Source organism: Candidatus Bathyarchaeota archaeon, assembly GCA_026014745.1.
Lineage (GTDB): Archaea > Thermoproteota > Bathyarchaeia > Bathyarchaeales > Bathycorpusculaceae > Bathycorpusculum.
This window is the reverse complement of record JAOZHS010000003.1, coordinates 23,189-42,897: the sequence shown is the minus strand read 5'-3', so window position 1 is coordinate 42,897 and position 19,709 is coordinate 23,189. Positions and strand designations below refer to the sequence as shown.

Annotated in this window: 21 protein-coding genes; 10 read left to right on the top strand and 11 right to left on the bottom strand. The window is 47.9% G+C overall.

Going from position 1 to position 19,709, the window contains the following annotated elements; genetic code table 11:
• The first annotated feature begins 59 nt into the window (after positions 1–59).
• Positions 60–482 (top strand): hypothetical protein, encoded by a 423-nt coding sequence (locus tag NWE92_11370; protein MCW4030232.1) that lies wholly within the window; start codon positions 60–62, stop codon positions 480–482.
• 362 nt (positions 483–844) lie between these two features.
• Here the strand turns inward: NWE92_11370 and NWE92_11365 are convergent, their stop codons facing one another.
• From NWE92_11365 to NWE92_11350, 4 genes are all read right to left on the bottom strand, one after another.
• On the bottom strand, positions 845–2,017 hold the full coding sequence (locus NWE92_11365) for an SIS domain-containing protein (GenBank protein MCW4030231.1): 1,173 nt from the start codon (positions 2,015–2,017) through the stop codon (positions 845–847).
• A 103-nt stretch (positions 2,018–2,120) separates the two neighbouring features.
• Complete coding sequence (locus NWE92_11360; protein ID MCW4030230.1) at positions 2,121–3,812, bottom strand: ATP-binding protein; 1,692 nt, start codon at positions 3,810–3,812, stop codon at positions 2,121–2,123.
• A gap of 269 nt (positions 3,813–4,081) precedes the next feature.
• The gene (locus tag NWE92_11355; GenBank protein ID MCW4030229.1) at positions 4,082–5,281 is read right to left on the bottom strand and encodes an ABC transporter permease; all 1,200 of its coding nucleotides are present in this window, start codon (positions 5,279–5,281) and stop codon (positions 4,082–4,084) included.
• A 5-nt stretch (positions 5,282–5,286) separates the two neighbouring features.
• Positions 5,287–6,306 carry an ATP-binding cassette domain-containing protein gene (locus tag NWE92_11350; protein ID MCW4030228.1) on the bottom strand — a complete coding sequence of 340 codons (1,020 nt, stop codon included), beginning with the start codon at positions 6,304–6,306 and terminating at the stop codon, positions 5,287–5,289.
• A gap of 86 nt (positions 6,307–6,392) precedes the next feature.
• Here NWE92_11350 and NWE92_11345 point away from each other — a divergent pair, with 86 nt between their 5' ends.
• From NWE92_11345 to NWE92_11335, 3 genes are all read left to right on the top strand, one after another.
• Positions 6,393–6,956 carry a PadR family transcriptional regulator gene (locus NWE92_11345; protein MCW4030227.1) on the top strand — a complete coding sequence of 188 codons (564 nt, stop codon included), beginning with the start codon at positions 6,393–6,395 and terminating at the stop codon, positions 6,954–6,956.
• A 77-nt stretch (positions 6,957–7,033) separates the two neighbouring features.
• Entirely contained in the window at positions 7,034–7,669 is a 636-nt protein-coding gene (locus NWE92_11340; GenBank protein MCW4030226.1) for a DUF2284 domain-containing protein, read from the top strand.
• Between the two features lie 86 nt (positions 7,670–7,755).
• Positions 7,756–8,025: a DUF5615 family PIN-like protein gene (locus tag NWE92_11335; GenBank protein ID MCW4030225.1), complete on the top strand. Its 270-nt coding sequence runs from the start codon at positions 7,756–7,758 to the stop codon at positions 8,023–8,025.
• Here the strand turns inward: NWE92_11335 and NWE92_11330 are convergent.
• Positions 8,022–8,570, bottom strand: a complete 549-nt coding sequence (locus NWE92_11330; GenBank protein MCW4030224.1) for a hypothetical protein — start codon at positions 8,568–8,570, stop codon at positions 8,022–8,024. The genes NWE92_11335 and NWE92_11330 overlap by 4 nt on opposite strands.
• A gap of 100 nt (positions 8,571–8,670) precedes the next feature.
• Entirely contained in the window at positions 8,671–11,340 is a 2,670-nt protein-coding gene (locus NWE92_11325; protein ID MCW4030223.1) for a PQQ-binding-like beta-propeller repeat protein, read from the bottom strand.
• A 261-nt stretch (positions 11,341–11,601) separates the two neighbouring features.
• Between NWE92_11325 and NWE92_11320 the strand changes: the two genes are divergently transcribed.
• Both NWE92_11320 and mtnA read left to right on the top strand, forming a co-directional pair.
• Positions 11,602–12,354 carry a phosphoribosyltransferase family protein gene (locus tag NWE92_11320; GenBank protein ID MCW4030222.1) on the top strand — a complete coding sequence of 251 codons (753 nt, stop codon included), beginning with the start codon at positions 11,602–11,604 and terminating at the stop codon, positions 12,352–12,354.
• Between the two features lie 120 nt (positions 12,355–12,474).
• Positions 12,475–13,500 (top strand): S-methyl-5-thioribose-1-phosphate isomerase, encoded by a 1,026-nt coding sequence (gene mtnA, locus NWE92_11315; protein ID MCW4030221.1) that lies wholly within the window; start codon positions 12,475–12,477, stop codon positions 13,498–13,500.
• 2 nt (positions 13,501–13,502) lie between these two features.
• Here the strand turns inward: mtnA and NWE92_11310 are convergent, their stop codons facing one another.
• Positions 13,503–14,363, bottom strand: a complete 861-nt coding sequence (locus NWE92_11310) for a class I SAM-dependent methyltransferase (GenBank protein ID MCW4030220.1) — start codon at positions 14,361–14,363, stop codon at positions 13,503–13,505.
• A 103-nt stretch (positions 14,364–14,466) separates the two neighbouring features.
• Here NWE92_11310 and NWE92_11305 point away from each other — a divergent pair, with 103 nt between their 5' ends.
• The 3 genes from NWE92_11305 to NWE92_11295 all read left to right on the top strand — a co-directional run bounded on the left by NWE92_11305 (position 14,467) and on the right by NWE92_11295 (position 15,711).
• Complete coding sequence (locus NWE92_11305; GenBank protein MCW4030219.1) at positions 14,467–14,679, top strand: hypothetical protein; 213 nt, start codon at positions 14,467–14,469, stop codon at positions 14,677–14,679.
• 166 nt (positions 14,680–14,845) lie between these two features.
• A complete protein-coding gene (trxA, locus tag NWE92_11300) occupies positions 14,846–15,169 on the top strand; it encodes a thioredoxin (protein MCW4030218.1) in 324 nt (107 codons plus the stop codon).
• A gap of 77 nt (positions 15,170–15,246) precedes the next feature.
• Positions 15,247–15,711: an SRPBCC family protein gene (locus tag NWE92_11295; GenBank protein MCW4030217.1), complete on the top strand. Its 465-nt coding sequence runs from the start codon at positions 15,247–15,249 to the stop codon at positions 15,709–15,711.
• 10 nt (positions 15,712–15,721) lie between these two features.
• On the opposite strand, the gene NWE92_11290 is transcribed toward NWE92_11295, so the two are convergent.
• Both NWE92_11290 and NWE92_11285 read right to left on the bottom strand, forming a co-directional pair.
• The gene (locus NWE92_11290; protein MCW4030216.1) at positions 15,722–16,348 is read right to left on the bottom strand and encodes a hypothetical protein; all 627 of its coding nucleotides are present in this window, start codon (positions 16,346–16,348) and stop codon (positions 15,722–15,724) included.
• Positions 16,349–16,398: 50 nt separating this feature from the next.
• On the bottom strand, positions 16,399–18,171 hold the full coding sequence (locus tag NWE92_11285) for an ATP-dependent DNA ligase (GenBank protein ID MCW4030215.1): 1,773 nt from the start codon (positions 18,169–18,171) through the stop codon (positions 16,399–16,401).
• A gap of 105 nt (positions 18,172–18,276) precedes the next feature.
• Between NWE92_11285 and NWE92_11280 the strand changes: the two genes are divergently transcribed.
• Positions 18,277–18,684, top strand: coding sequence for a flavodoxin domain-containing protein (locus tag NWE92_11280; protein ID MCW4030214.1), 408 nt, complete (start codon positions 18,277–18,279; stop codon positions 18,682–18,684).
• 52 nt (positions 18,685–18,736) lie between these two features.
• On the opposite strand, the gene NWE92_11275 is transcribed toward NWE92_11280, so the two are convergent.
• Positions 18,737–18,862, bottom strand: coding sequence for a hypothetical protein (locus tag NWE92_11275; protein MCW4030213.1), 126 nt, complete (start codon positions 18,860–18,862; stop codon positions 18,737–18,739).
• A gap of 167 nt (positions 18,863–19,029) precedes the next feature.
• Entirely contained in the window at positions 19,030–19,551 is a 522-nt protein-coding gene (locus NWE92_11270) for a nitroreductase family protein (GenBank protein MCW4030212.1), read from the bottom strand.
• Positions 19,552–19,709 lie beyond the last annotated feature (158 nt).

The window sequence follows — 19,709 nt, the reverse complement described above, 5'->3', positions numbered from 1 at the left end:
AACCTTAAAAGCGCTAACCTCGATAAAGGAGCACTAAGCAATTTTAAGAGAAGACCCCTATGGAATTTGACATAGTTGCCTCCCTAATAGGACTCATAGTAACCGTCATAGTGCTCGTAATCTTTGTGGTGCCCCCCCTCTGGCTTAGCGGCAGACTGCTTGCAGGCAAAAACAACGCCAAATTCACCGACGCATTTTGGATAGTGATGCTTGGCGCCGCCGTCATGTACCTCTTCAACGCCTTCGTGGCAAGCTTGGTCAGCGGAATCATCATGACACTGGTAGCTTACTTTGTGATGTTAGTGATTTGGCTCGGACTGGTGAAGCACTTCTTTGATTGCGGCTGGGTCAAAGCCTTCCTCATCAGCATCATAGCCCTCGTCGTCGCCATCGTCATCATGCTCGTCATCGGCTTCGTACTCGCATTAGTCGGCATCGCAACACAATGGCTACCCATACCCACACAATTCACAACCATCTAAACCCCACCCCTTTTTTGTAACCCTAATCAAGGGCATTCTACTGGATTTCAACATGCTAATGCGCTTGTTTTCAACCAATAGTGACCTACCCCTCTTAGGTTTCTGCATAGAACCTCTAATAGGATCCAAATATACCCGCTTAGCCCCTCCCCCTCTATCGTTTTCTGCATAGCTTGAATATTAGCATCCAAATAGGTTCGTGACCGCAAAAGGGCGCGTCAAGTCTATCGGACAAGGATCGATCAAGTTAATGTAGTTGAAAACCCCAAACTTGCCTTTTTTAGCTATTTTAGGGCGTATAGATTTGTTCACTTTTAAAATGTTAAATGGAAAAGAAACTGAACAGGAAACGGGGTTGGGGTTTATTGAGTTACTGAGTGGTACCAGCTGATGATGTATTCGGGCAGGTTTAAGCCGCGTTCAGCGAGTCTTTCCGCAAGTTTGACGGGGATTGGGCTTAGCACGTAGGCGGCGCGGGTGTAGAATCGTCTGGGGAAGTTGGGTTTAGGCTCTTCGGGAAGGATGATTTTGAGGTCAGCTTTTTTGGCAAGAGCGGAGTTTTTGTTTGCGGTTATAGCAAACACGGTGCCCGCGAATTTTTTGATGACATCAGCCCACAAGATGACAGGGCGGGTTTCGCCTGAGTAAGAGAGCAGGATTTCTAGGTCTCCTGCGCGTGGGTGAGGTGTGTTTACGCCGCGGGTTATGTAGACGTTGTCACCTAGGAAGCTTTTTATGTGGAATAATCTTACGCCAGTCATTTTGGCGATTTCGTTCGCGGTTCCTTTACCGCCTAAAAAGAGGTCTGTGCGTTTCTCAAGTAAGTCGACGAGTTGGGTGTAAGTATCGGAGTTAACGTGGGAGTCAATCATGTCACCCAATATTTTGAATTCTTCTTCACAAAGCGTAAAGATATCATCGACTTCAAGGTTGCGAAATATCCCTTCTATCATGCCGTTTAGGAGCTCCAGCGTACCAAGCTCAAAGATGTCACCCATCATGCCAGTTTCGTTATATTCAAAGCTCGGTTTGAGTTTGCCGCGGCCTTTAAGCTGCACAACTCGACCATATTTGGCAGTGATGTCCGCAAGGGGCGATTCATAAGAGGAAGTTAATAGCCCCATGGAGAAATTGTTGCTTTTCTTTTCTTCAATATATTTAGCAAGGTCCTGGGCCATGACAAGGGGGTCGTCGCTATATCCGCTACCACTATTCATGAGAAGCAAGGTTTTTTTGTAGCGGCGTTCGAGGTTCGCGGCAGCTTCATACATGTCTTTACCAGGAAAACCAGGGTCATCGGGTGTTAAGACAACTTTGTTACGCCCACCCGCCTGCGCCAGAGCAATTTGGCTTAGGGCAGCATTAAGAGAATACAATGAACGACCTGAGCCTCCACAGATGACGCAGTCCGCAGCCTTGAGTTCCTCATAGAGGTTGGCGAGTTCTTTGCGTTTAATGTTCATGATGTTTTCTTGGATTCGGTTAACGTATCCAATGCTGCTAATTTTACTTTTTATGGCTACGGCACCTTCCAATAAAAAGTGAGTTTAGAATATGCCATTTTATTCTTGCGTTTACCATATAGAAAAATCGCCAACTGTTAGATAAAGGTACAGTTAAGGTAAAACACGCAGTGACCTATTTCGAGGAGGGCAAAAACACTGAAAAAATGGTTCCTTCGCCCTCAACGCTTTGAACCTCAATTTTTCCACCGTGAGCATCTACAATACGCTTACAAATCGCTAAACCAATACCCATACCCTTGGCTTTGGTGGTAAAAAACGGCGTCCATAACTTCTCAAGCACCTCAGAGGGCATACCGGCTCCAGTGTCCGCAAAATCAATCTGGATGTAGTCTTTCACATGGGAACTGGTTATTGTAAGGGTTCCTCCTTCGTGCATTGCGTCTAGGGCATTGTTTATGAGGTTTGTGAAGACGCGCTCGATTTTGAGGTGGTCTACTAGGAGGGTTTGTTCGTCTTGGGTTTCATTAATGACCACAATGTTTAGGGGTAAAACAAACTTTGAGAGCGCTACATCGACTAGTTTTTTGGGGCTGGCAGGTACTTTTACTGGGCGAATTTCAGAGGAATAATCAAAGAGGTCCTGCACGATTTTGTCAGAGTAGCTAATGCAATCCTCAATTGTGTTAAGCATTGCTTGCCCATCATCACCCAACGTGTTGGCATACTTCTTTTTGAGGACGTAAACAGCGTTTTTGATGCCTGAGAGGGGATTGCGGAGGTCATGTGCAACCATGGTGGAAACCTCATTCATGCCTTCAAATTTCCGTTTCATCGTATTTCTAACCGCGTTGGTCAGGACTGTGACTTCTTCGACTGCGTGAACCAGACAGGGCGGCGGAGGATAATTTGTGTTTAGCGAGATTTTTTCGACGTATGCCGCCAATTTGGTCATGGGCTGCACGATTTCGCGTTCAAGCATAATCAGAATTAACGACCCAAAACAAATCGAAAAGACAACCGCCGCCACCAAAAAGACGTTCCCGACAAGTATACTTTGCTGATAGGCTTCTCGGGTTTGTGCAATGGTTAAAACGAAGGCGGGGTCAGCGTTGACGTCGTTGATTAGAGAGTAGGATAAGATTGTTTCTGGGTTTTTATATTCTTGGATGTAGGGTTGACTGCTCGATAAAAGAGAAGTGAGAAGTTGGTTGTTGCTTGGGTTATTTTGGAAATCAGAAAGTGTGGTTACACAAAAATTAACTTCAATCAAGTTGGCAAGTGTAGTGATTTCTTGGTCATCGAGGTATTTACCAAAGAGCACACCGCCCTTTGCTGGACCCAGCCCTTCACTGGTTACAACTGGGGCAATTGCGATTAGCATTGTTTTGTTGTCGATAACCATTAACCCTGAAGTTGCCTCAAGAGTATTTGGAAACTGCCAAAGGGTGGGGTATTCAGTGAGGGCCTGTTTGGTCACGTCGGAGGCGTCTATTTTTTGGAAGTGATAGAGGTCAAAAGATTGGCAATAGAGTAGGTCAGGGTTCTTGTCAGCGATGGCTATAAGGTTGACACCTAAGTTTTCAAAAGTAGACTCCATAAAGTTGTCCTCTGGGTAACCGCTGTATTCGCCCTCCACGTAGAGGCAAGTGTCATTCCAGAAGGCGTAGTCTTTTGCTTTGGCGATTAGGTCTGTGGTGCGGTAGTTTATTATGCCGTTTGCTTGGTTGAATTGTTCTCGGCATTCTTGGTCTTCAAGGACGCTAAAGCTGGGTTGAAGTATGAATGTTGTGATGACTTCAAGGGATACAAACATCATAAGGGAAAGAAACAGAACTGTGAGTACCGTTTTGCTACGTAGTTTCATTCCCAGTATTCTCCGGTCCTTTCGGAGAAAAAGTATCTATATAGAGAATATAAGGTGTATGAATTATTAATACAGCATTAAGAATTTAGAGACAAAAAAGAAAGGAAACTATTTGCGCGGTTTATTCTGAGGAAAATCTTTACACTCATAAATTCTCAATTGCCGCTGAGGCTCAATACGGCAGCGTTTACGGGCGTTTTTGCGTCTCAGAATAGGCGCAAACTGAAAGAAGGGACATTTAGAGCAAAGCGTACTCATCTTCTCGTCTCCTATCGGGTCATCATCCTTCTAAACACCGGTAGTGCAATAGCTATCATGACCACACCGAAAGCTATCAGGATTATAAGCTCGTTACTTATCTGCGGTACACCAGCGCCGAGCACCATAACTTTTCGCAACGCATCAGAAGCATAGGTTAGCGGCAGAAACTTGCTGATATCTTGCATGTACCAAGGCATCTGCTGTATCGGGAAGAATACCCCGGACAGGAACATCATCGGAAACATCAGCGTCATCATGAGCATCTGCGCGGTTTCCTGATCTTTGGTGAATGACGTGATGACTATGCCTAAACCAACGAAGCTAAACACGCCCAACAGCAACAGAGCAAATACTAAGAGTATGCTGCCCTGTATGGTGACTCCAAAGATGCCGATGGCTAACGCCAAGATGATGCAGCCTTGGATTAAGCCGCGGGCGGTCTGCGCCATTGTTTTACCCAGCAGTATGGAGAGGCGGTTTACGGGTGCAACCATCATGCCGTCCATGGTGCCGATTTCTTTTTCTTGACTAATCGCAACAGGCAACCCAGTCATAACACTCATCATAACAGTCATCGCCATAATGCCAGGCGCAATGAAATCAAAATAGCTGGGGTTGCCTGGAACCACGCCTACGCTTTGCACATTGAGGGGTTTAGCTATGGCAAGCGCAGTGGTTGCGTTGAGGGCGGGGTTAAGGGCTTGGATAGCTTGTTGCGACATGACCGTCCCCATATTTTCAAACACGCTCGATAAGACGCCTTGTATGGTGGCTGATATCTGCGGGTTCGACTGGTCAGTAATTATAATAACGGTGCCTTGCTGCCCTGTGAGGATGCATTCGCTAAAGTTACTGGGCAACACTATGCCTCCGCTAAGCTCACCCCGCTGCACCAGATCCCTAAGTTCATCTAAACTTGACGCGTTAGTTAACGTCATCATGCCGGTTTGGTCATTGATGCCTTGTAGCGTGGCAAAGAAGGTTTGGCTGGGTAAAGTTGAGCCGTTAAAGCCTGCGTCCTCGTTTACCATGGCGATGGGCATGTTGCTTATGCTTGCGCCGCCAGTGGGGTAAATGAAGCCAACCATCACCATCATGAACAGAGGCATTACAACTAAGAGGACAAGGCCTAGGCGGTTGCGGAAGAGTTCAAGCAGATCTTTCCATGCGATTCGGAAACTGTGTTTTAGGATTGTTTTCGCTGTCATTTTTCTCACCTTACTCTCCTTTGGGGTCTAAATTCTTTAGGTCCATGTTCCATGGGAATTTTTTGGTCAGCGTTATCCCTAACCTCGTGCCCCGTAATGTGGAGAAAAACGTCTTCTAGGGAGGGCTGCAGATTCGACATAGAAGTTATTTTGCCACTGCGTTTGCGCACGACATCAACGATTTTGTCGAATGCGTCTTCCCCATGTACAATTATGTGAAGCGCCATGGAAGTTTCTTGGTTAACCGCATCTACGCAGTCTATGGCTTTGATGGCTTCAATCATATCAGGGCTTAAGTTGGCTACTTCTAGCTTGATAATCATGGTGTCGGCGCCTGAAATTATCTTTTTGAGGTTCGTGGAAGTGTCAAGCGCGATGATTTTGCCGTGATCCACAATGGCGATGCGGTCACAGAGCAAATCCGCGTCAACCATCATGTGAGTGGTCAACACCACGGTGGTTCCGTTTTCTTGGTTGAGTTTCTTGATGAAGTCTCGGATTTCAACCGAGGATTGGGGGTCTAAGCCCAAGGTGGGTTCGTCGAGATAGAGCACTTGGGGCATGTTGAGTAATGCGCGGATGACGTTCATTCTTTGGCGCATGCCCGTGGAGAATGTGCCTACTTGGGCATCTTTGAATTTGGTTAATTGGACTAGTTCGAGTAATTCGTCGATGCGTTTGTTGAGGGTGTCTTTGGGGATGTTGAAGAGGTTGCCGAAGAAGTAGAGGTTTTCTTTGGCGGTTAAGCGGTTGTATATGATCATTTTTTCGCTGACTATGCCGATGAGTTGGCGGACTTTCATGTCGTCTTTGACGGTGTCGTAGCCGCCGATGGTTGCGGTGCCTTTGGTGGGGCGGGAAAGGGTGGAGAGCATGCGTAGGGTGGTGCTTTTGCCTGCGCCGTTGGGGCCTAAAAGTCCGAAGATTTCGCCTTTTTTGACTTGGAAGGAGATGTCGTCGACAGCGGTGAATTTGCCGAAGGTTTTGGTTAGGTTTTTTACTTCAATTATGTTGCCGTTGTCCATGGAGAGCACCACTTTCATACAAATATTATTTATCGCAATATATTGCATTAAAATATAAATATTACTCGGCACAATACTACATCTCAATGTCCTGCCCAGAAGAAAAAGAAACAGCAAACTGGATAAACGAAGCCCAAAAAGGCTACATACGAATAGGCGTCCTCATCTTACTAAACAAAAAACCCGCCCACGGCTACGAAATCATGAAAGAAATCAAAGACCGCACCAAAGGCTTCTGGAAACCAACCCCCGGCGGAGTCTATCCCGTGCTACGCAACCTTGAAAAAAGCGGGTACATCAAAGGCCGCTGGGAAACCCAAAAAAACCGCAACCTCAAAGTCTACACCATCACCCCACACGGTGAAGCCATCCTCAAACGCGCCATCATAAAACAAAGCGAAATCTTCACCAACATCGGCAATCTCTTTCGCGAATTCGCACGCGACGTACTCAACATAAAACCCCCAAACGATGTCGCTCCACCAATGCCCTCCTTGTTCTCACCGTTTTTTGAAGAAAAAACCAGCCCAGAAACCCTTGAAAGCCTCGAAGCCCAACGTCAACAAATAAAAGAAAAAATGAGTATGCTCCGCGAGCGACTCGGCGAAGTCAACCAAGAAATCGATAGACGCAAAAAACAAACTCCTTAAAACGCACCAGAAAACGTTCTTAGAAGCGCCAAAACTTTATATCAAGATTTGCCCTCAGAGCAGCAAAAGTGACTGATATGTCTGCTGAAAATGGCGCAGAAAAATTTGGTTTCCTCGTCAAATTAGCCCTTGAAAAAGGTGCAGTTGACGCTAAAATTATTCCAGCCAATAAAGTCGTCATAGAGGACCGCGTAACCCTAAAATGTAAAGTGGGCTGCACCAACTATGGCAAAACCCTCGCGTGCCCACCCTACACACCTACCGCTGAGGAGTTTCGCAAAATTGTTTCCGAATACAAGTATGCTATGTTCATGAAGTTCGCTTCAAACGCGACGGCTGAACCTGAAGTGCTCAAGAATCTCTCCGTAGCTGATTCTGACCCAACTGTCCCCAAAGAAATCAAGGAGAAAGCCGCTAAATTCTGGCAAGACTGGAAAGATGACAAACGCAGAATGCTCCAAAGCGTTGTGGACCTAGAAAAAGCAGCCATGAAAGAAGGCAACAGTTTAGCCATCTCATTTGTTTCAGGGCATTGCCAACTCTGCGAAAAGTGTAATCTTGAAACCAAAATCTGTCGGCATCCCGAGTTGGCAAGATGGTCTGAGGATGCAATAGGCGTTAACGTGAAGAAAACCGCAGCGAACGCGGGGATTACGTTTACTTTTCCGTTTGCGAAGACCCCTGAATCCTTTGCTCTACTCTTGATAGACTAAGGAACCCCTTTTCCTTTTACAGCTTAATGATTCGCGATTCGCGAAACTCTAAAATAACCAATCCAACAAAAAAGAACCGAAGCGCCATGAAACTTTTACTAGACGAAATGTACGCAGGCTTGAAAGAATACTTTGAAACCTTAGGCTATGACGTCTTAACCGCACAGGAAGCGGGGCTTAAAGGCGCCAAAGACCACGAAGTCGTCGAATACGCCGCCAAACACAACCTGCTACTTGTAACAGAAGACCAAAAACCCGCTGAACTAGCTGAACTATTAGGCGTAAAATGCGTATTTATCTCAAATTTAATGATTGCACAGTTAGTGGACCAAAAAATTAAGGCACTGCCGCCTTAGACGCAGATGTGACGAAGGTACTTATTCCATAAGTAGGCGGCTGCGTAGCCTGCGACTGCTCCAGTTGCGGGTCCCATAAAGAGCACCATTGCATCGAGCATAGGGCTTCGTTGAACAAACAGGCTCACATAAGAGATGCCTGCAGCGCTTAAGATCTCGGGAAAGGCGGCAAAAGCTGAGTAGCTGGTAACGGCTATTAAAAGCGTGCTGACTGCCATGGCTGCTATGAGGCGGTTTTGGTTTACGCCCATTCGGTTGCCTTGAATTTTGAAGAGATAGAGGAGCAAATCAACAAAGACGCCATAGAGGAAGGCAAACAAAAAAGTGAAGGGTCCCAGCGAGGGATTCCACAGGGCTGTGAGGAGACCGCCGACTGCCCCCACGTACATTGCGCCGACGTGGTGAATAAACAGTGCCGCTATTGCCAAAAGTACGGCTTGAACTACAATCATGAGGTAGTTCAGGGGCGGCGGCAGAAACACGTTAGCGACAAAGATGATTGCGCCGAATAACGCGATGATGAATAGTTGTTGTAGCCTCTGCATCCAAGTCCCCGTTGGCTATAGGAGTCATCGCCGCGTTTTAAAAACCTTAATCTTTCCAACGTCAAGCAAAAAAACAAAAAAGAAGGGGGAAGGGAGAGTTTTAGGGTCGTTTTCTTAGCAGCAGTACGCCTAGGACAACGCCGACCAAGATGATGGTGATTATGATTGCGATGACTGCGGGTATGAAGTACTGGTCAGCAACCGATACCGAGGATGTAGCGGCTGTGGGTGCAGGTGTTGATTGGTCAGTTACAGTGAGATAGGTTGAGGAGGCGGATGGACCGTAAGATTTGGAGCCTGCAAAGGTTGCAAGTATTTGGTAGGTGCCGGGGACGTCTGGCGTGAAGGGCACTGCGTAGTTGCCGTACATGTCACTGGTGGCTTCGCCGATTTCGCGGTAGTTGCCGTTGGGGTCAACTGTAGCTAAAGTCACGGGGACTCCTTTGGCGTCGACTGGTTCGGGTTGCTGCATGAATTTGTATTCCATCCAGGCCGTCATGTCTTCGTCGGAGATTGCGGGGGTGCCTTTGAGGGAGAAGTCTAAGATGTCGTTGGTGGTGCGTTTGCCGCTTGGGGTTTGGTCTGTTACGGTGCCCTGAATCAACACGGTTGAGCCAAGAGTTGAAGCAGGGTTGGCTGCGGTGACAGTGGTTGCGCTGGGACCTCTGCCGAAAGCGTAGATTTCGCCATCGTAATAGTTGAGACCGACTAGGATGCCATCAGCCATGTAGATGTTGGATTCGGTAGGTGACATTCTTGCGCCCCAGAACAGGATCTTCCAGATTTCTTCGCCAGAAGTAGCGTTGATACAGCGTAAGTTAGGTCCACGATAGAGGGGTTGAGTGGGAGAATGTTCACTGCCAACGAGGTAGAGTTTGTCGTCTGCAACAAGGTTTATGCCGATGGGGTAGTTGCCGCCGTAGGGGGATTCGTCGCCGACGCTTTTGGCTGCATATTGCCAGAGCAGTTCACCTGATTCTAAGTCGTAGGCGTAGACGACTCCGCCGTAGCCGTAGGTATAGAGGATGCCCTCGTACATGTTGTTGCCTGAACCGTAGTAGACGAATTGAGTTTGCGGCTCGGATGTCCACATTAGCTGGCCGGTTGAGAGGCTGTAACCATACCACTTGAGCAGGCTCTTGCAGTAGAAGACCATGCGGTCATATTCGGGGTAGACTCCCATGAGGCTTACTGAGGCGTTGTTGGCTGATGACGGTGGCGTGAAGGATGTCTTCCAGAGTTGTGTTCCGGCTTGACCGGGCACTAAGCTTAGGCACACCATTTGGCCTTTGACGGTTCCGCTTTCGTCAACGTATCCAGATGTTCCGATGATTATGCTTTCGTCTTGGCGAACTGAGTAGATGCTCCCTGTTTGGTTCACAACGGAATTTCGAGGACCCCAAACAGAATCGGTAGGTAGAGAAACGTTGAGTGAGAATCCTTGGGCTCCGTTATGCACTATTGTGTAGCTGAGTGCGGGGCCAGCACCAAAGGCGCCGCCCTGGGGTCGCCACTGCCAATAGGTGGTTCCTGATGTGCTGCCGAGTTCGCTTGGAATCGCAGAGCTGTTCCAGACTTGCAGATAATACTTTGGCGCCGCGTTTGTTCCAGCGTTAAATATGTTGTAGCGAAGTAGGCTGCCGTCTAATCCGTAAACCATGGTTCCGGCGGTGCTGACGTTTGCGATGAATGCAACGTGGCTAAAGGTGTAGCCGTCCATCATATCGTAAACTGTGCCGTTACCGTTACCCCAGACTGTGCTTGGACCGGTGGTTACGGTTCGGTAGAGGTAGGGGATGCCGCCGTGTTGGTTGGGGGATTCGTAGTTGTAGATTTGACCATAGGAGGGTATGGTGTCGTTGCTGAAGTAGATTTGTTCGCCCGTGTAGAGGTCTACTGCTTGCCATCCAAGGGCAGCGTGGCCAGTGTTTTGGTACTGATAGATCAATTTACCCTGTAAGATGATGGGGTTGCCGAAGTTGTAGCCTTGGTAGTGTGCGGTTTCAAAGCCCCAGTTGCCTTTGCCGTTGTCACTTTCGAACCGTGAATCCATTATGCCGCCAGCATAGTAGGGTTTTGTCCACAGAATATGTGCAGTTTCAGGTCCTTTGCCATATGAGAAGTATTGGGTGTTGCTTGTTACTGCGGCTCCGATTGCTCCTGTGGGGCCAGGTGAACCAGGAGGATAGGCTGCTGCAAAGAGACCAAACCAGTTGCCTGCTAGCGTGTACCATTCGCGGTTTGCGTCGTTTATGGGTCGAGTCCACCAGTCATCTGTGACGGGGCTTTCGACCCAGTTTTGGACTGCTTCTTCTTGTACAGTTAGAGTGATTGGGGCACTCCAAGCTGAGGTGAAGTAGGCTTGAACGTCAGCGACTGTTGAGTTTCGCCATTCGCCGGGGTAGTAAACTTGGATTGTGTAGTTGCCTGCGGTTTCAGGGACATAGAGTCCAAAAGTTGCGCCTACAGGGTCGGTGCGTGGCAGTTCAAGTTGTGTGTCGTTAGTTCCGTCAGGTTTCACGATGTTTACCATCATGTGGGCTTCCCATGCAGCGCGTCCGTTGGGTGCGGGGACTTTGCCTTCGGTTTCGCCGATGTCAGGGGGCATTGCTTGGGTCCATGCTACGATGAGGGCTTGTTGTCCTACTCCTACGGGGTTAGGTGAGACTCCGACGTAGAGGTAGGTTTGTGTTGAGGATACTGATGCTGATGCTTGGGGAAAAAAGGCGATTAGAGGTGTTGCAATGGATGCTAAAAGTATCAAGGTCATAAAAACAAAAAGGCTTTTCCTATTCATTTTGTTTTATTCCTTCTTGGAAGCGCTTGCTTCCTGTAAATCCTATTCAATTAGCATGTATTTATAATTAACCTGCAAATCTTTTGTCTGAATATGCTATTGAACGCTAAAACGTCGCGTCGGCTAAGTCTGGTTGCGGATCATATTTTAACGGAAAGTTATAAATTTCAAGACGCAATAATTAGGTTTAAATCAATATTTGACTTGTTGATGTAAAAAAGGGGAGCGTATCAGTTGAGCACACACGCAGAAGATCTAAAACTCAGGTTAATGACCATAGAGTTGTTACGAACCGCAAAATACAAACGAAACATCACCTACCGCGAATTAGCCTCCAAAACAGGCTTACCCGTAACCGTGCTAAGCCGCTACGCCAAAGGCCACGTCCTACCCAACACCACCCGCGCCAAACAACTCTGGCGAGTCCTAACCAAACTAGTCGGACTCGAAGCCGAACTCCGCAGCCGCATCAAATTCGACGAACGCGGGTACTTTGACAACACCGAAATCGTCGGAGACTACAACATCCTCCAACAAGCCGCTAACCATGCACTCGCCAACTTCGCCGGCAAACGCGTCACCAAAATCTTAACCGCAGCCGTTGATGGTGTCCCCCTCGCAACCATGGTTGCCAACGCCTTAGGCGTCAACCTTATCGTAGCTAAACGCAACAAAGAAGTCGGCGTCCGAGCCTTCCTAGAAGAAACTTACATCCTGGGACGAGACAGCGGCGTAACCGTAACGCTCTACATCCCCAAGGAATCCGTCAAGAAACGTGACAGCGTACTAATTGTTGATGACATGATTAAGAGCGGCGAAACCCAAGAAGCACTGGTAAACCTCGTCAAGAAATCCAAAGCTGAAGTTTCAGGCATCTTCTCGCTAATTGCAGTCGGCGAAGAATGGAAGAAACGCCTAAAGAGCGGCGAAGACAGCCCAGTCGAGGTTGTCACACACCTCAAATCCCCCTTTGACAACTCCAACTAAGGACACCCTTAAGTCAACCTTCTTCTTTTAGATGGCTTTCTTGCAGCGTCAATTCATTAGGCTACAGAAAACCTTTAACTAATCAGCCAACAACTAAACCGCACCACCGAGGCAACAGTTATGCGGATGATTAAATGGCAAAACGGCGTCGTAATAACCCCTGACCAAACCAAACTCCCCCTCCAAGAAGTCACTCTCGAACTCAAAACCGTCGAGCAAATGGCAGAAGCCATCAAAGTCCTACGCGTCCGAGGAGCCCCGCTTTTGGGAGCCGCAGCAGGCTTCGGTGTTGCCTTAGCCGCTTACCATTCAAACGCCAAAACCCCCAAAGCCCTTTTAGCGGAACTCGAAACCGCAGGCACATTCATCAAACGCCAACGCCCAACCGCGGTAAACCTGTTCTGGGGCGTCGACCGCGTCTTATCCAAAGCCAAAACCGTGCAAGGCGGCGTTGAGGAGATAAAAGCAGCCGTCATCGCAGAGGCGCAAGCAATCGCTGACGAAGATGCCGCCCAGAACCGCGCCATAGGCAAAAACGGCGCCGCCCTCATCGAAGACGGCGACACCATCCTAACCCACTGCAACGCAGGCGAATTAGCAACCGTCGAATACGGTACAGCCTTGGGTGTTATCCGCGCAGCATGGGAGGAAGGCAAAAAAATCAAGGTCATCGCTGATGAAACCCGTCCGCTTCTGCAGGGTGCACGACTCACAGCGTATGAGCTTAAACGCGACGGCATTCCAGTCACCTTAATCACGGATAACATGGCAGCCTACGTTATGAGCAAAGGTTTAATTCAAAAAGTCGTGGTAGGCGCAGATCGTATCACCCAAGACGCCGTGTTCAACAAAATCGGTACCTATGGCGTGGCGGTGTTGGCGCATGAACACAAAATTCCCTTCTACGTTGCGGCGCCCACATCCACGTTTGATTTGGCACATAAAGCCGCCGACATCACCGTCGAAGAACGCAAACCTGAAGAAGTTACGCATGTGGGTTGCCAGCAAACGGCACCAAACGGCATCGAAGTATTCAACCCCGCATTTGACCCTACCCCGCTAAAATATGTTACAGGCATCATTACAGAGAAGAAGGTCTACACCAAAAAGGACTTCACAAAGTTCAGCTCTAACTTCCCACTTTAAAGTCATACTTTTCTTGCAAAGATGCCGTATGTCTCTGAGCCCTCGTTTAGGGGTTCGCCTTTTAGGTTTTTGTAGATTTTTTCAACTCTAAATCCACACTGGCTCAATAGCTCGGAAAGCTCCTTTTTGTTGAACAGTCTGGTGTAGAGTCTGGTGACCTCCACGGAGCCATCTTCGCTTATGATTGTGTACTGTTGACCCAATGTTTTGGGGTTCTCGTAGAGGTAGGTGTTGGCAATTTCTAGGTAGGGTTTAGGGCTCCAAAACCCTTCGCCCTCAGAAATGGAGACCTGAGTGGATTCTGCTACTTTGAAGCTTTCAGATACCACATCAAAGACCAATACACCGTCGATTTTTAAGGCACTATTTATTCTCATCAACAGATTCTTTTGCTCAGTTGGGTTTAGCACGCAAAAGTCATAAAAAATCAGAGTAACAACATCAAATAACCCCCTAAAATCCAAGTCAAAATAATTCATCTGCGCAAAGTCTACGTTCGCATATGCGGGTTTAATGTTCTTGTTAGCGTACTCTATTGAACGCTTAGAAATGTCCACACCTGTTACATGTGCACCCGTTTTGGCAAATTCACCTACATACAATCCGGGTCCGCAGCCTAAGTCAAGCACCGCCTTTGCCGCGGTTAAACCTGTTTCACGAATTATGAAGGCTGATTCTGCTTGGAGGGTAGCTTTGGTTCGGCTGGCGGAGTCTACTTCAGGATTTAGATGAAGCTTCAACATCTGCAAAGAAACGTATTCGTCGTCCCAAAATTTTGATGTACCTTCCGTGTACAAAGGGGGCTTTGTTAGATAGGTTTTGAGGATTGCTAAATCGATTTTATTGTGTTCAATAATGCGCAATGGTAATCCCTTCAGAAAGGGTAAACTTGATTAATAAGTCCAGTGTAGCGAAGATTTTTACTTTATCAGTAGATCAGAAAAGTTTGTTTGTATTCTGGTTCTTGTGGAGGAAAAAACCAATCCATGCATACTCCCACATGCACACCGTGACGGCTTCAACATAGAAGCATGTTGGGCGTGTGGTAAAATACGGTTATGCCACACCCAAACAGACGCAGAAACAGGCTCCAAACCCAAAAAGCAACCCAAACCAACAGTTATCTTGTGGCGTGCCGTAAACCGCAGCACCCACACAAAGAGACAAACAAAATTTTGATCTACTGACAAATAAGGGAGGGGTAGGTGACTCTAACTGAGCAGATAAGTATACCACTGAACAACCGCAAAAATCTGCAGCTTGCTACCTACACAGCCTAGGCAGGGGTATCCACGAACTGTTTATATCAAACTAAAATCAGAATATTATTTTGGAGACACAAGTTATGAGCAATCTACCTTTCCATGTAACAGACGCGAATTTTGAACAAACAATCAATAGTAACAAGGTGGTTTTTGTTGACTTCTGGGCAACCTGGTGCGGTCCCTGCCGCGCTTTAGCCCCAACCATCGAGGAAGTCGCAAAAGAATACCAAGGCAAAGTACTCGTAGGAAAACTAGACGTAGACGAGAACCCCGCCACCGCCGAACGTTTCCAAGTCTTCAGCATTCCAACTATGATTCTGTTTGTCAATGGGCAGGAAACTGAGCGGATTGTCGGTTTGTGCCCCAAAAGCCGAATCACCGACACCTTAAACAAGCAACAGTAAGCCCCGTTTCCTGCTTAATGCCTACTCAGCGCGTTCTGCTCTGAGAACCAATCTTGGGAGGTGATTAAGTGGGAAAAATGGTAAAATCCATTGATATCGAAGCCTCCCCCGGGGAGGTTTTTAATTTCTTAATTGACTTTGAAAAAATGAACAAGGCACATGAAGGATTCACCAAAGCCGAATATACCTCAAAGGGTCCTGTTGGCCTTGGAACCACTGCACATTTTGTTGGCAAGCATGGCGGTACAGAAACACATTGGGATATGGCTATAACTGAATGGGTAGAAAATCAAAAAATCGTCTGGAGTACGGCGCCAGATAGTAAACAAAAACTGATAAACGTTTACAGCATTGAACCCGTTGGAGAAGGCGTCAGGCTGTCGCATGGTGGGGAATATGAGTTGCCCTATTCTGTTTTCGGAAAAATTGTCGACAAATTAAGCGTCAGCAAAGAAGTCGACAAAGAAGTAACCTTAGAGCTGGAGTACATCAAGAAAGCTGTTGAATATGGACAAGAGATGGAGTACACCGTAAACATTTAGAAACTAAACGCTACGGTTGGGAACTCTTCATTTTCTCATACATCTTCTCAAAAGTCCAGCGGATGCTCGACTTGAGTTCTTTTAGGCGTTCATCATCAACGTTTTTTATAATGATTTCACGCAGGGAATCGCCTTCGTGCACGACATTGTAGGAGAACATTTTATCCGTGGTTAACTGCCCCAGCCGCACCAACTCCTTGTCTTTCTCCTGCATCTTTGCAAAGACCTTCTCAACCAAGAAATTACCAAACGGCGGCGTATTCATGCTAAACTGCTTGGATTCGTCAGGCATCACATGGATGGTTTGCTTATCGAAATACATCAACGCCAACGGTTCCTCAGCCATGGTCTTAAGGGGGATGACGCTTTCGGATTCGGTATGCTGCTGTGTCGGCACAGACGCGGGTTTTTGGGCTTCCGCTTCAGGCTCTTCCTTGGGCAGCACAACCTCTTTGGGCATGGACTGCGGAACCTCTTTTATGTCGCCCCGTTTGAAACCCTTCTCAAGCAACATTTGATTCACCACTTCAAGGGTGGCTTGAACTTCGTGGGTTTCTGCGGAGAGTTTTTCAAGCTGGTCTTCGAGACGCTTCTTGAACGCGATTATAGCTTTCATTTTTTCAGGGTCTTGTGCCAAACAGTCCACCGCCAATATTTCTGCTGTATTCCTTATTCAGGTCGGGTTTCTTAAGCTTTAGGGGCTTCCCCGATTTTCTTAAGCTGCCCACGATACATCTCCACGATTTCCGCAGAGGAGGTAGCGTCTTCTGGCGCTTTGTCCGTACGATACTTACCAGTAAAACGTGGAAAACGAATAGCCAACCCGCTGCCCTTGCGGATGGAATCCATGGCAGCCATGTGAATGGGGCTCAAAGTTACTTCAGCGCCCAAAATCTCAAGCACCACAGCAGGCTCAAACCAAACGTCAGCTTCAAGCGTGGTTTGGACGCGGCTGTTTCGGCGGGGAATAACATGCTTCTGCAACATCTCATACAAAGTGGCAAGATCCTTGTCAGTGAAGCCCGTGCCACATTTCGTAACAGACTCAAAAGTATCATTCTCTGGGTTATAGGTTGCCAGCAGCAGCGCTCCGTAAGCGCCAACACGCTTCCCCCTACCATGAAAAGCGCCGACTACCACGAGGTCCACTGTGTCGGTCATTTCGCTTCGGTAATCCCGCTTAAACTTAATCCACAACCAACCCCTTGCACCCGCCTGATACACGGAGTCTTTGGCGATGGATTTGCACATGACGCCCTCGCAGCCGTCCTCGATGGCTTCCTCAAAGAAATCCTCCAACTCCTTAGGGCTACTGACCAACTTCTGTGTGGCAGGCTTCACACGCTCGCCCTCGCGAATAAGCGTCTTTAAAGCTTCACGGCGTTGCGGAAAAGGCTCCCGCGTCAAATCTTTGCCATCCACAAAAAGCGCATCAAACGCGAACAGGGAAATGGGGTATTGTTCGATGGCTTCCTCGACGCCGTATTTGCGGCGCCGATGCATCAACTCTTGGAAAGGACGCATATCCCCCGTTTCAAGATCCATGGCTACGCATTCAGCCTCAAAAATCGCCTCTTGCGCGGCTATCTGGCTCCGCACAAGCTCTACAGCATCAGGGTACTGGCTGGAAATGTTTTCCAGCCGCCTAGAGTAGAGGACAACTTTGTCGCCTTTTTTGTGGGCTTGCACCCGTTCGCCGTCGTATTTGTATTCGGCTACGCATTTGCCGCCGAATTTCTCCAAAATCTCCTCAGGTACGCCTAAACGTTCAGCAAGCATGGGGCGGATGGGTTCAAAAACTTCCACCTGAAACGCTTGAATACCCTCTAAGCCGCGGTCTGCGACGGTGTAGGCGACTTTACCAAGGTCCGAGGAGATGTTATAGGCGCGTTCGATGAGTTCTCGGGCTGTTTTGCCGCCGCCATACGCAATCGCCAACGCATCAAGCACCGTCATGTCCGCGATGCCCAGTCGTAGGTTGCCTGTTACGGTGCGGATGAGCCATTTAGCTTCCATCGGAGAAGCATCGGTTAGGAGCCCTGAGAGCAACGCCATTTTTGTATCTACAGCGCCACTGCCCTGCGTCTTAGCCAGCTTGTCAAGCGTCTCATAGACGCGTTCTACGGTGAGGGATTTGGTGAAAAATGTGGATTGTTTGCGTTTTTCGAGGGTTTTTTGGCTGGTTTCGCCGATGTCGCCGCTTTTTTGCAGCATCAACAGGATTGCGCTTTCGCTGGCTCCTGAAGCGCGGATGAGTGCCTTAATGGCGAGTTTTTCTGCGACGCCCATCTCTATGCCCACAAAGTCAGGGTAGAGTTTGCCCTGTGTGAGGTAAACGACGCGGCTGATGACTTCTTTAGGCGTCTGCTCTAAGAGTGCGACGAGGTGGTCGGTCATTTCTAGGCGTTTGGTGGTGGATTCAATTTTTTCGTAGGCTTCGGCGATTACGGCGTAGTTCATGTTTTGCTTCCACACACTACTGTTAGGTGCAGATATTAAAAGGTAAAAGCCGCCATAAACTATGTACGAAGGTTATATTAACCAAGTGACCCCTAAAAAGAGGCTATGAACACCTGCGTTGTATATTTCTCACGTACTGGCAACACCAAACGTTTAGCCCAAGCCATAGCTGACGCCACCAAAGCAACCCTCTTCGACATAGCCGCGACTCAACCGTCCGCTCTTGCAAGTTTTGACCTTGTTATTTTGGGGACGCCCGTAGAGGGGAGCAGCCCAACCAAAGAAACCAGCGCCTTCATCGACGCCATGCCTTCTGGGGAAGGCAAAAAAGTCATCCTCTTTGTTACCTACCGCATCTTTGGTAACGAGCGGGCCATGAAAACCTTGGAGAAAACGCTCAAAACAAAGGGCTACGAAATCGTGCTCAAGGTCTCCAAGAAAGGCATGAAACCCGACGTGGAAGCTGACTTTACAGAAGTCTTAACGAAAATAAAAACGGCTATACAAATATAGAAAAATAAAAATAGAAACGAAAATTCTGAAAAATCAGTTTACTTTTTGTTGTTTAGTTGCCGTCTACTAAGTGGGCTGTGCCGTCTGGGCAGTAGACTTTTTCGCCTTTAGCGGCGACGAAGAAGCGTCTGCTGCAGGGTCTCATTTGGCTGCAGCCATCGCAATCGCGTGATAACATTCTTTTTCTTTTCCTCCTGATTATTGTGACTTGGTATTTGTTATGTGATATACCTTGATAGAGCTAACGTTGAAGGCAACCCGCCCTTTTAAAGCTTTCCTTCAGCTAAAACGCCGCAAAATCTCAACCGATTCCAACCTGCAGCCAAAGAAATGCATCAAATTCGGCTAAAACGTCTCTTTGTAGACGATTTCGATCAGCTCCCTTCGCGACCGTTGTGGGGGTGACTCGTTTGGGATGCCCACTGGAATTACGGCGACTGGTCGCATGTGTGGCGGAGCTTTGATTATGGTTCGGAGTTCAGCTTCGTTGAATGCCCCCATCCAGCAGGCTCCCAACCCAGAAGCGGTGGCTGCCAAAAGGATGTTCTCGACGGCGGCAGCAGTATCTTGCAGACAGTAGAGGCTTTTGCCGCGGTCTCCATAGGCTTCTTCGGCGCGTTTCTCGTCGGCGCAGACCACAATTAAGACGGAGGATTGCCCAATGGCTCTCTGCCCATACGCCGCTTTCATAATCAGTTCCTTGATGGCTTGCAAGGTTACAACAATAAAAGCCCAAGGCTGTGCGTTCCCCGCAGAAGGCGCACGTCTGCCAGCATCAAGAAGGCGGTTGAGCACTTCTTGGGGCACCGTTTCTTTTGTGAATCTTCTTATGCTTCTGCGGTTATCTATGGTCGAATAAAAATCCAAACTAAATCTCCTGCAACTAGGATTACTTGACGGGATTAAAATCGTTTTTTGCTCACATAGCAAAAGAGTCTTATGTTGAGTTGCTACTCTAACTGGTTGGATGATGAGCACTAGAGTCTGAGCACATGCAGTGAGTAAGACTCGACGGGCGAACTGAC

What these genes read in the sequence shown, in the direction of transcription:
- NWE92_11370 (MCW4030232.1), top strand. Translation starts at nt 60, where the DNA reads ATGGAATTTGACATAGTTGCCTCCCTAATAGGACTCATAGTAACCGTC.
- NWE92_11360 (MCW4030230.1), bottom strand. Translation starts at nt 3,812, where the DNA reads ATGAAACTACGTAGCAAAACGGTACTCACAGTTCTGTTTCTTTCCCTT.
- NWE92_11355 (MCW4030229.1), bottom strand. Translation starts at nt 5,281, where the DNA reads ATGACAGCGAAAACAATCCTAAAACACAGTTTCCGAATCGCATGGAAA.
- NWE92_11350 (MCW4030228.1), bottom strand. Translation starts at nt 6,306, where the DNA reads ATGGACAACGGCAACATAATTGAAGTAAAAAACCTAACCAAAACCTTC.
- NWE92_11345 (MCW4030227.1), top strand. Translation starts at nt 6,393, where the DNA reads ATGTCCTGCCCAGAAGAAAAAGAAACAGCAAACTGGATAAACGAAGCC.
- NWE92_11340 (MCW4030226.1), top strand. Translation starts at nt 7,034, where the DNA reads ATGTCTGCTGAAAATGGCGCAGAAAAATTTGGTTTCCTCGTCAAATTA.
- NWE92_11335 (MCW4030225.1), top strand. Translation starts at nt 7,756, where the DNA reads ATGAAACTTTTACTAGACGAAATGTACGCAGGCTTGAAAGAATACTTT.
- NWE92_11330 (MCW4030224.1), bottom strand. Translation starts at nt 8,570, where the DNA reads ATGCAGAGGCTACAACAACTATTCATCATCGCGTTATTCGGCGCAATC.
- NWE92_11325 (MCW4030223.1), bottom strand. Translation starts at nt 11,340, where the DNA reads ATGACCTTGATACTTTTAGCATCCATTGCAACACCTCTAATCGCCTTT.
- mtnA (MCW4030221.1), top strand. Translation starts at nt 12,475, where the DNA reads ATGCGGATGATTAAATGGCAAAACGGCGTCGTAATAACCCCTGACCAA.
- trxA (MCW4030218.1), top strand. Translation starts at nt 14,846, where the DNA reads ATGAGCAATCTACCTTTCCATGTAACAGACGCGAATTTTGAACAAACA.
- NWE92_11295 (MCW4030217.1), top strand. Translation starts at nt 15,247, where the DNA reads ATGGTAAAATCCATTGATATCGAAGCCTCCCCCGGGGAGGTTTTTAAT.
- NWE92_11285 (MCW4030215.1), bottom strand. Translation starts at nt 18,171, where the DNA reads ATGAACTACGCCGTAATCGCCGAAGCCTACGAAAAAATTGAATCCACC.
- NWE92_11280 (MCW4030214.1), top strand. Translation starts at nt 18,277, where the DNA reads ATGAACACCTGCGTTGTATATTTCTCACGTACTGGCAACACCAAACGT.
- NWE92_11275 (MCW4030213.1), bottom strand. Translation starts at nt 18,862, where the DNA reads ATGTTATCACGCGATTGCGATGGCTGCAGCCAAATGAGACCCTGCAGC.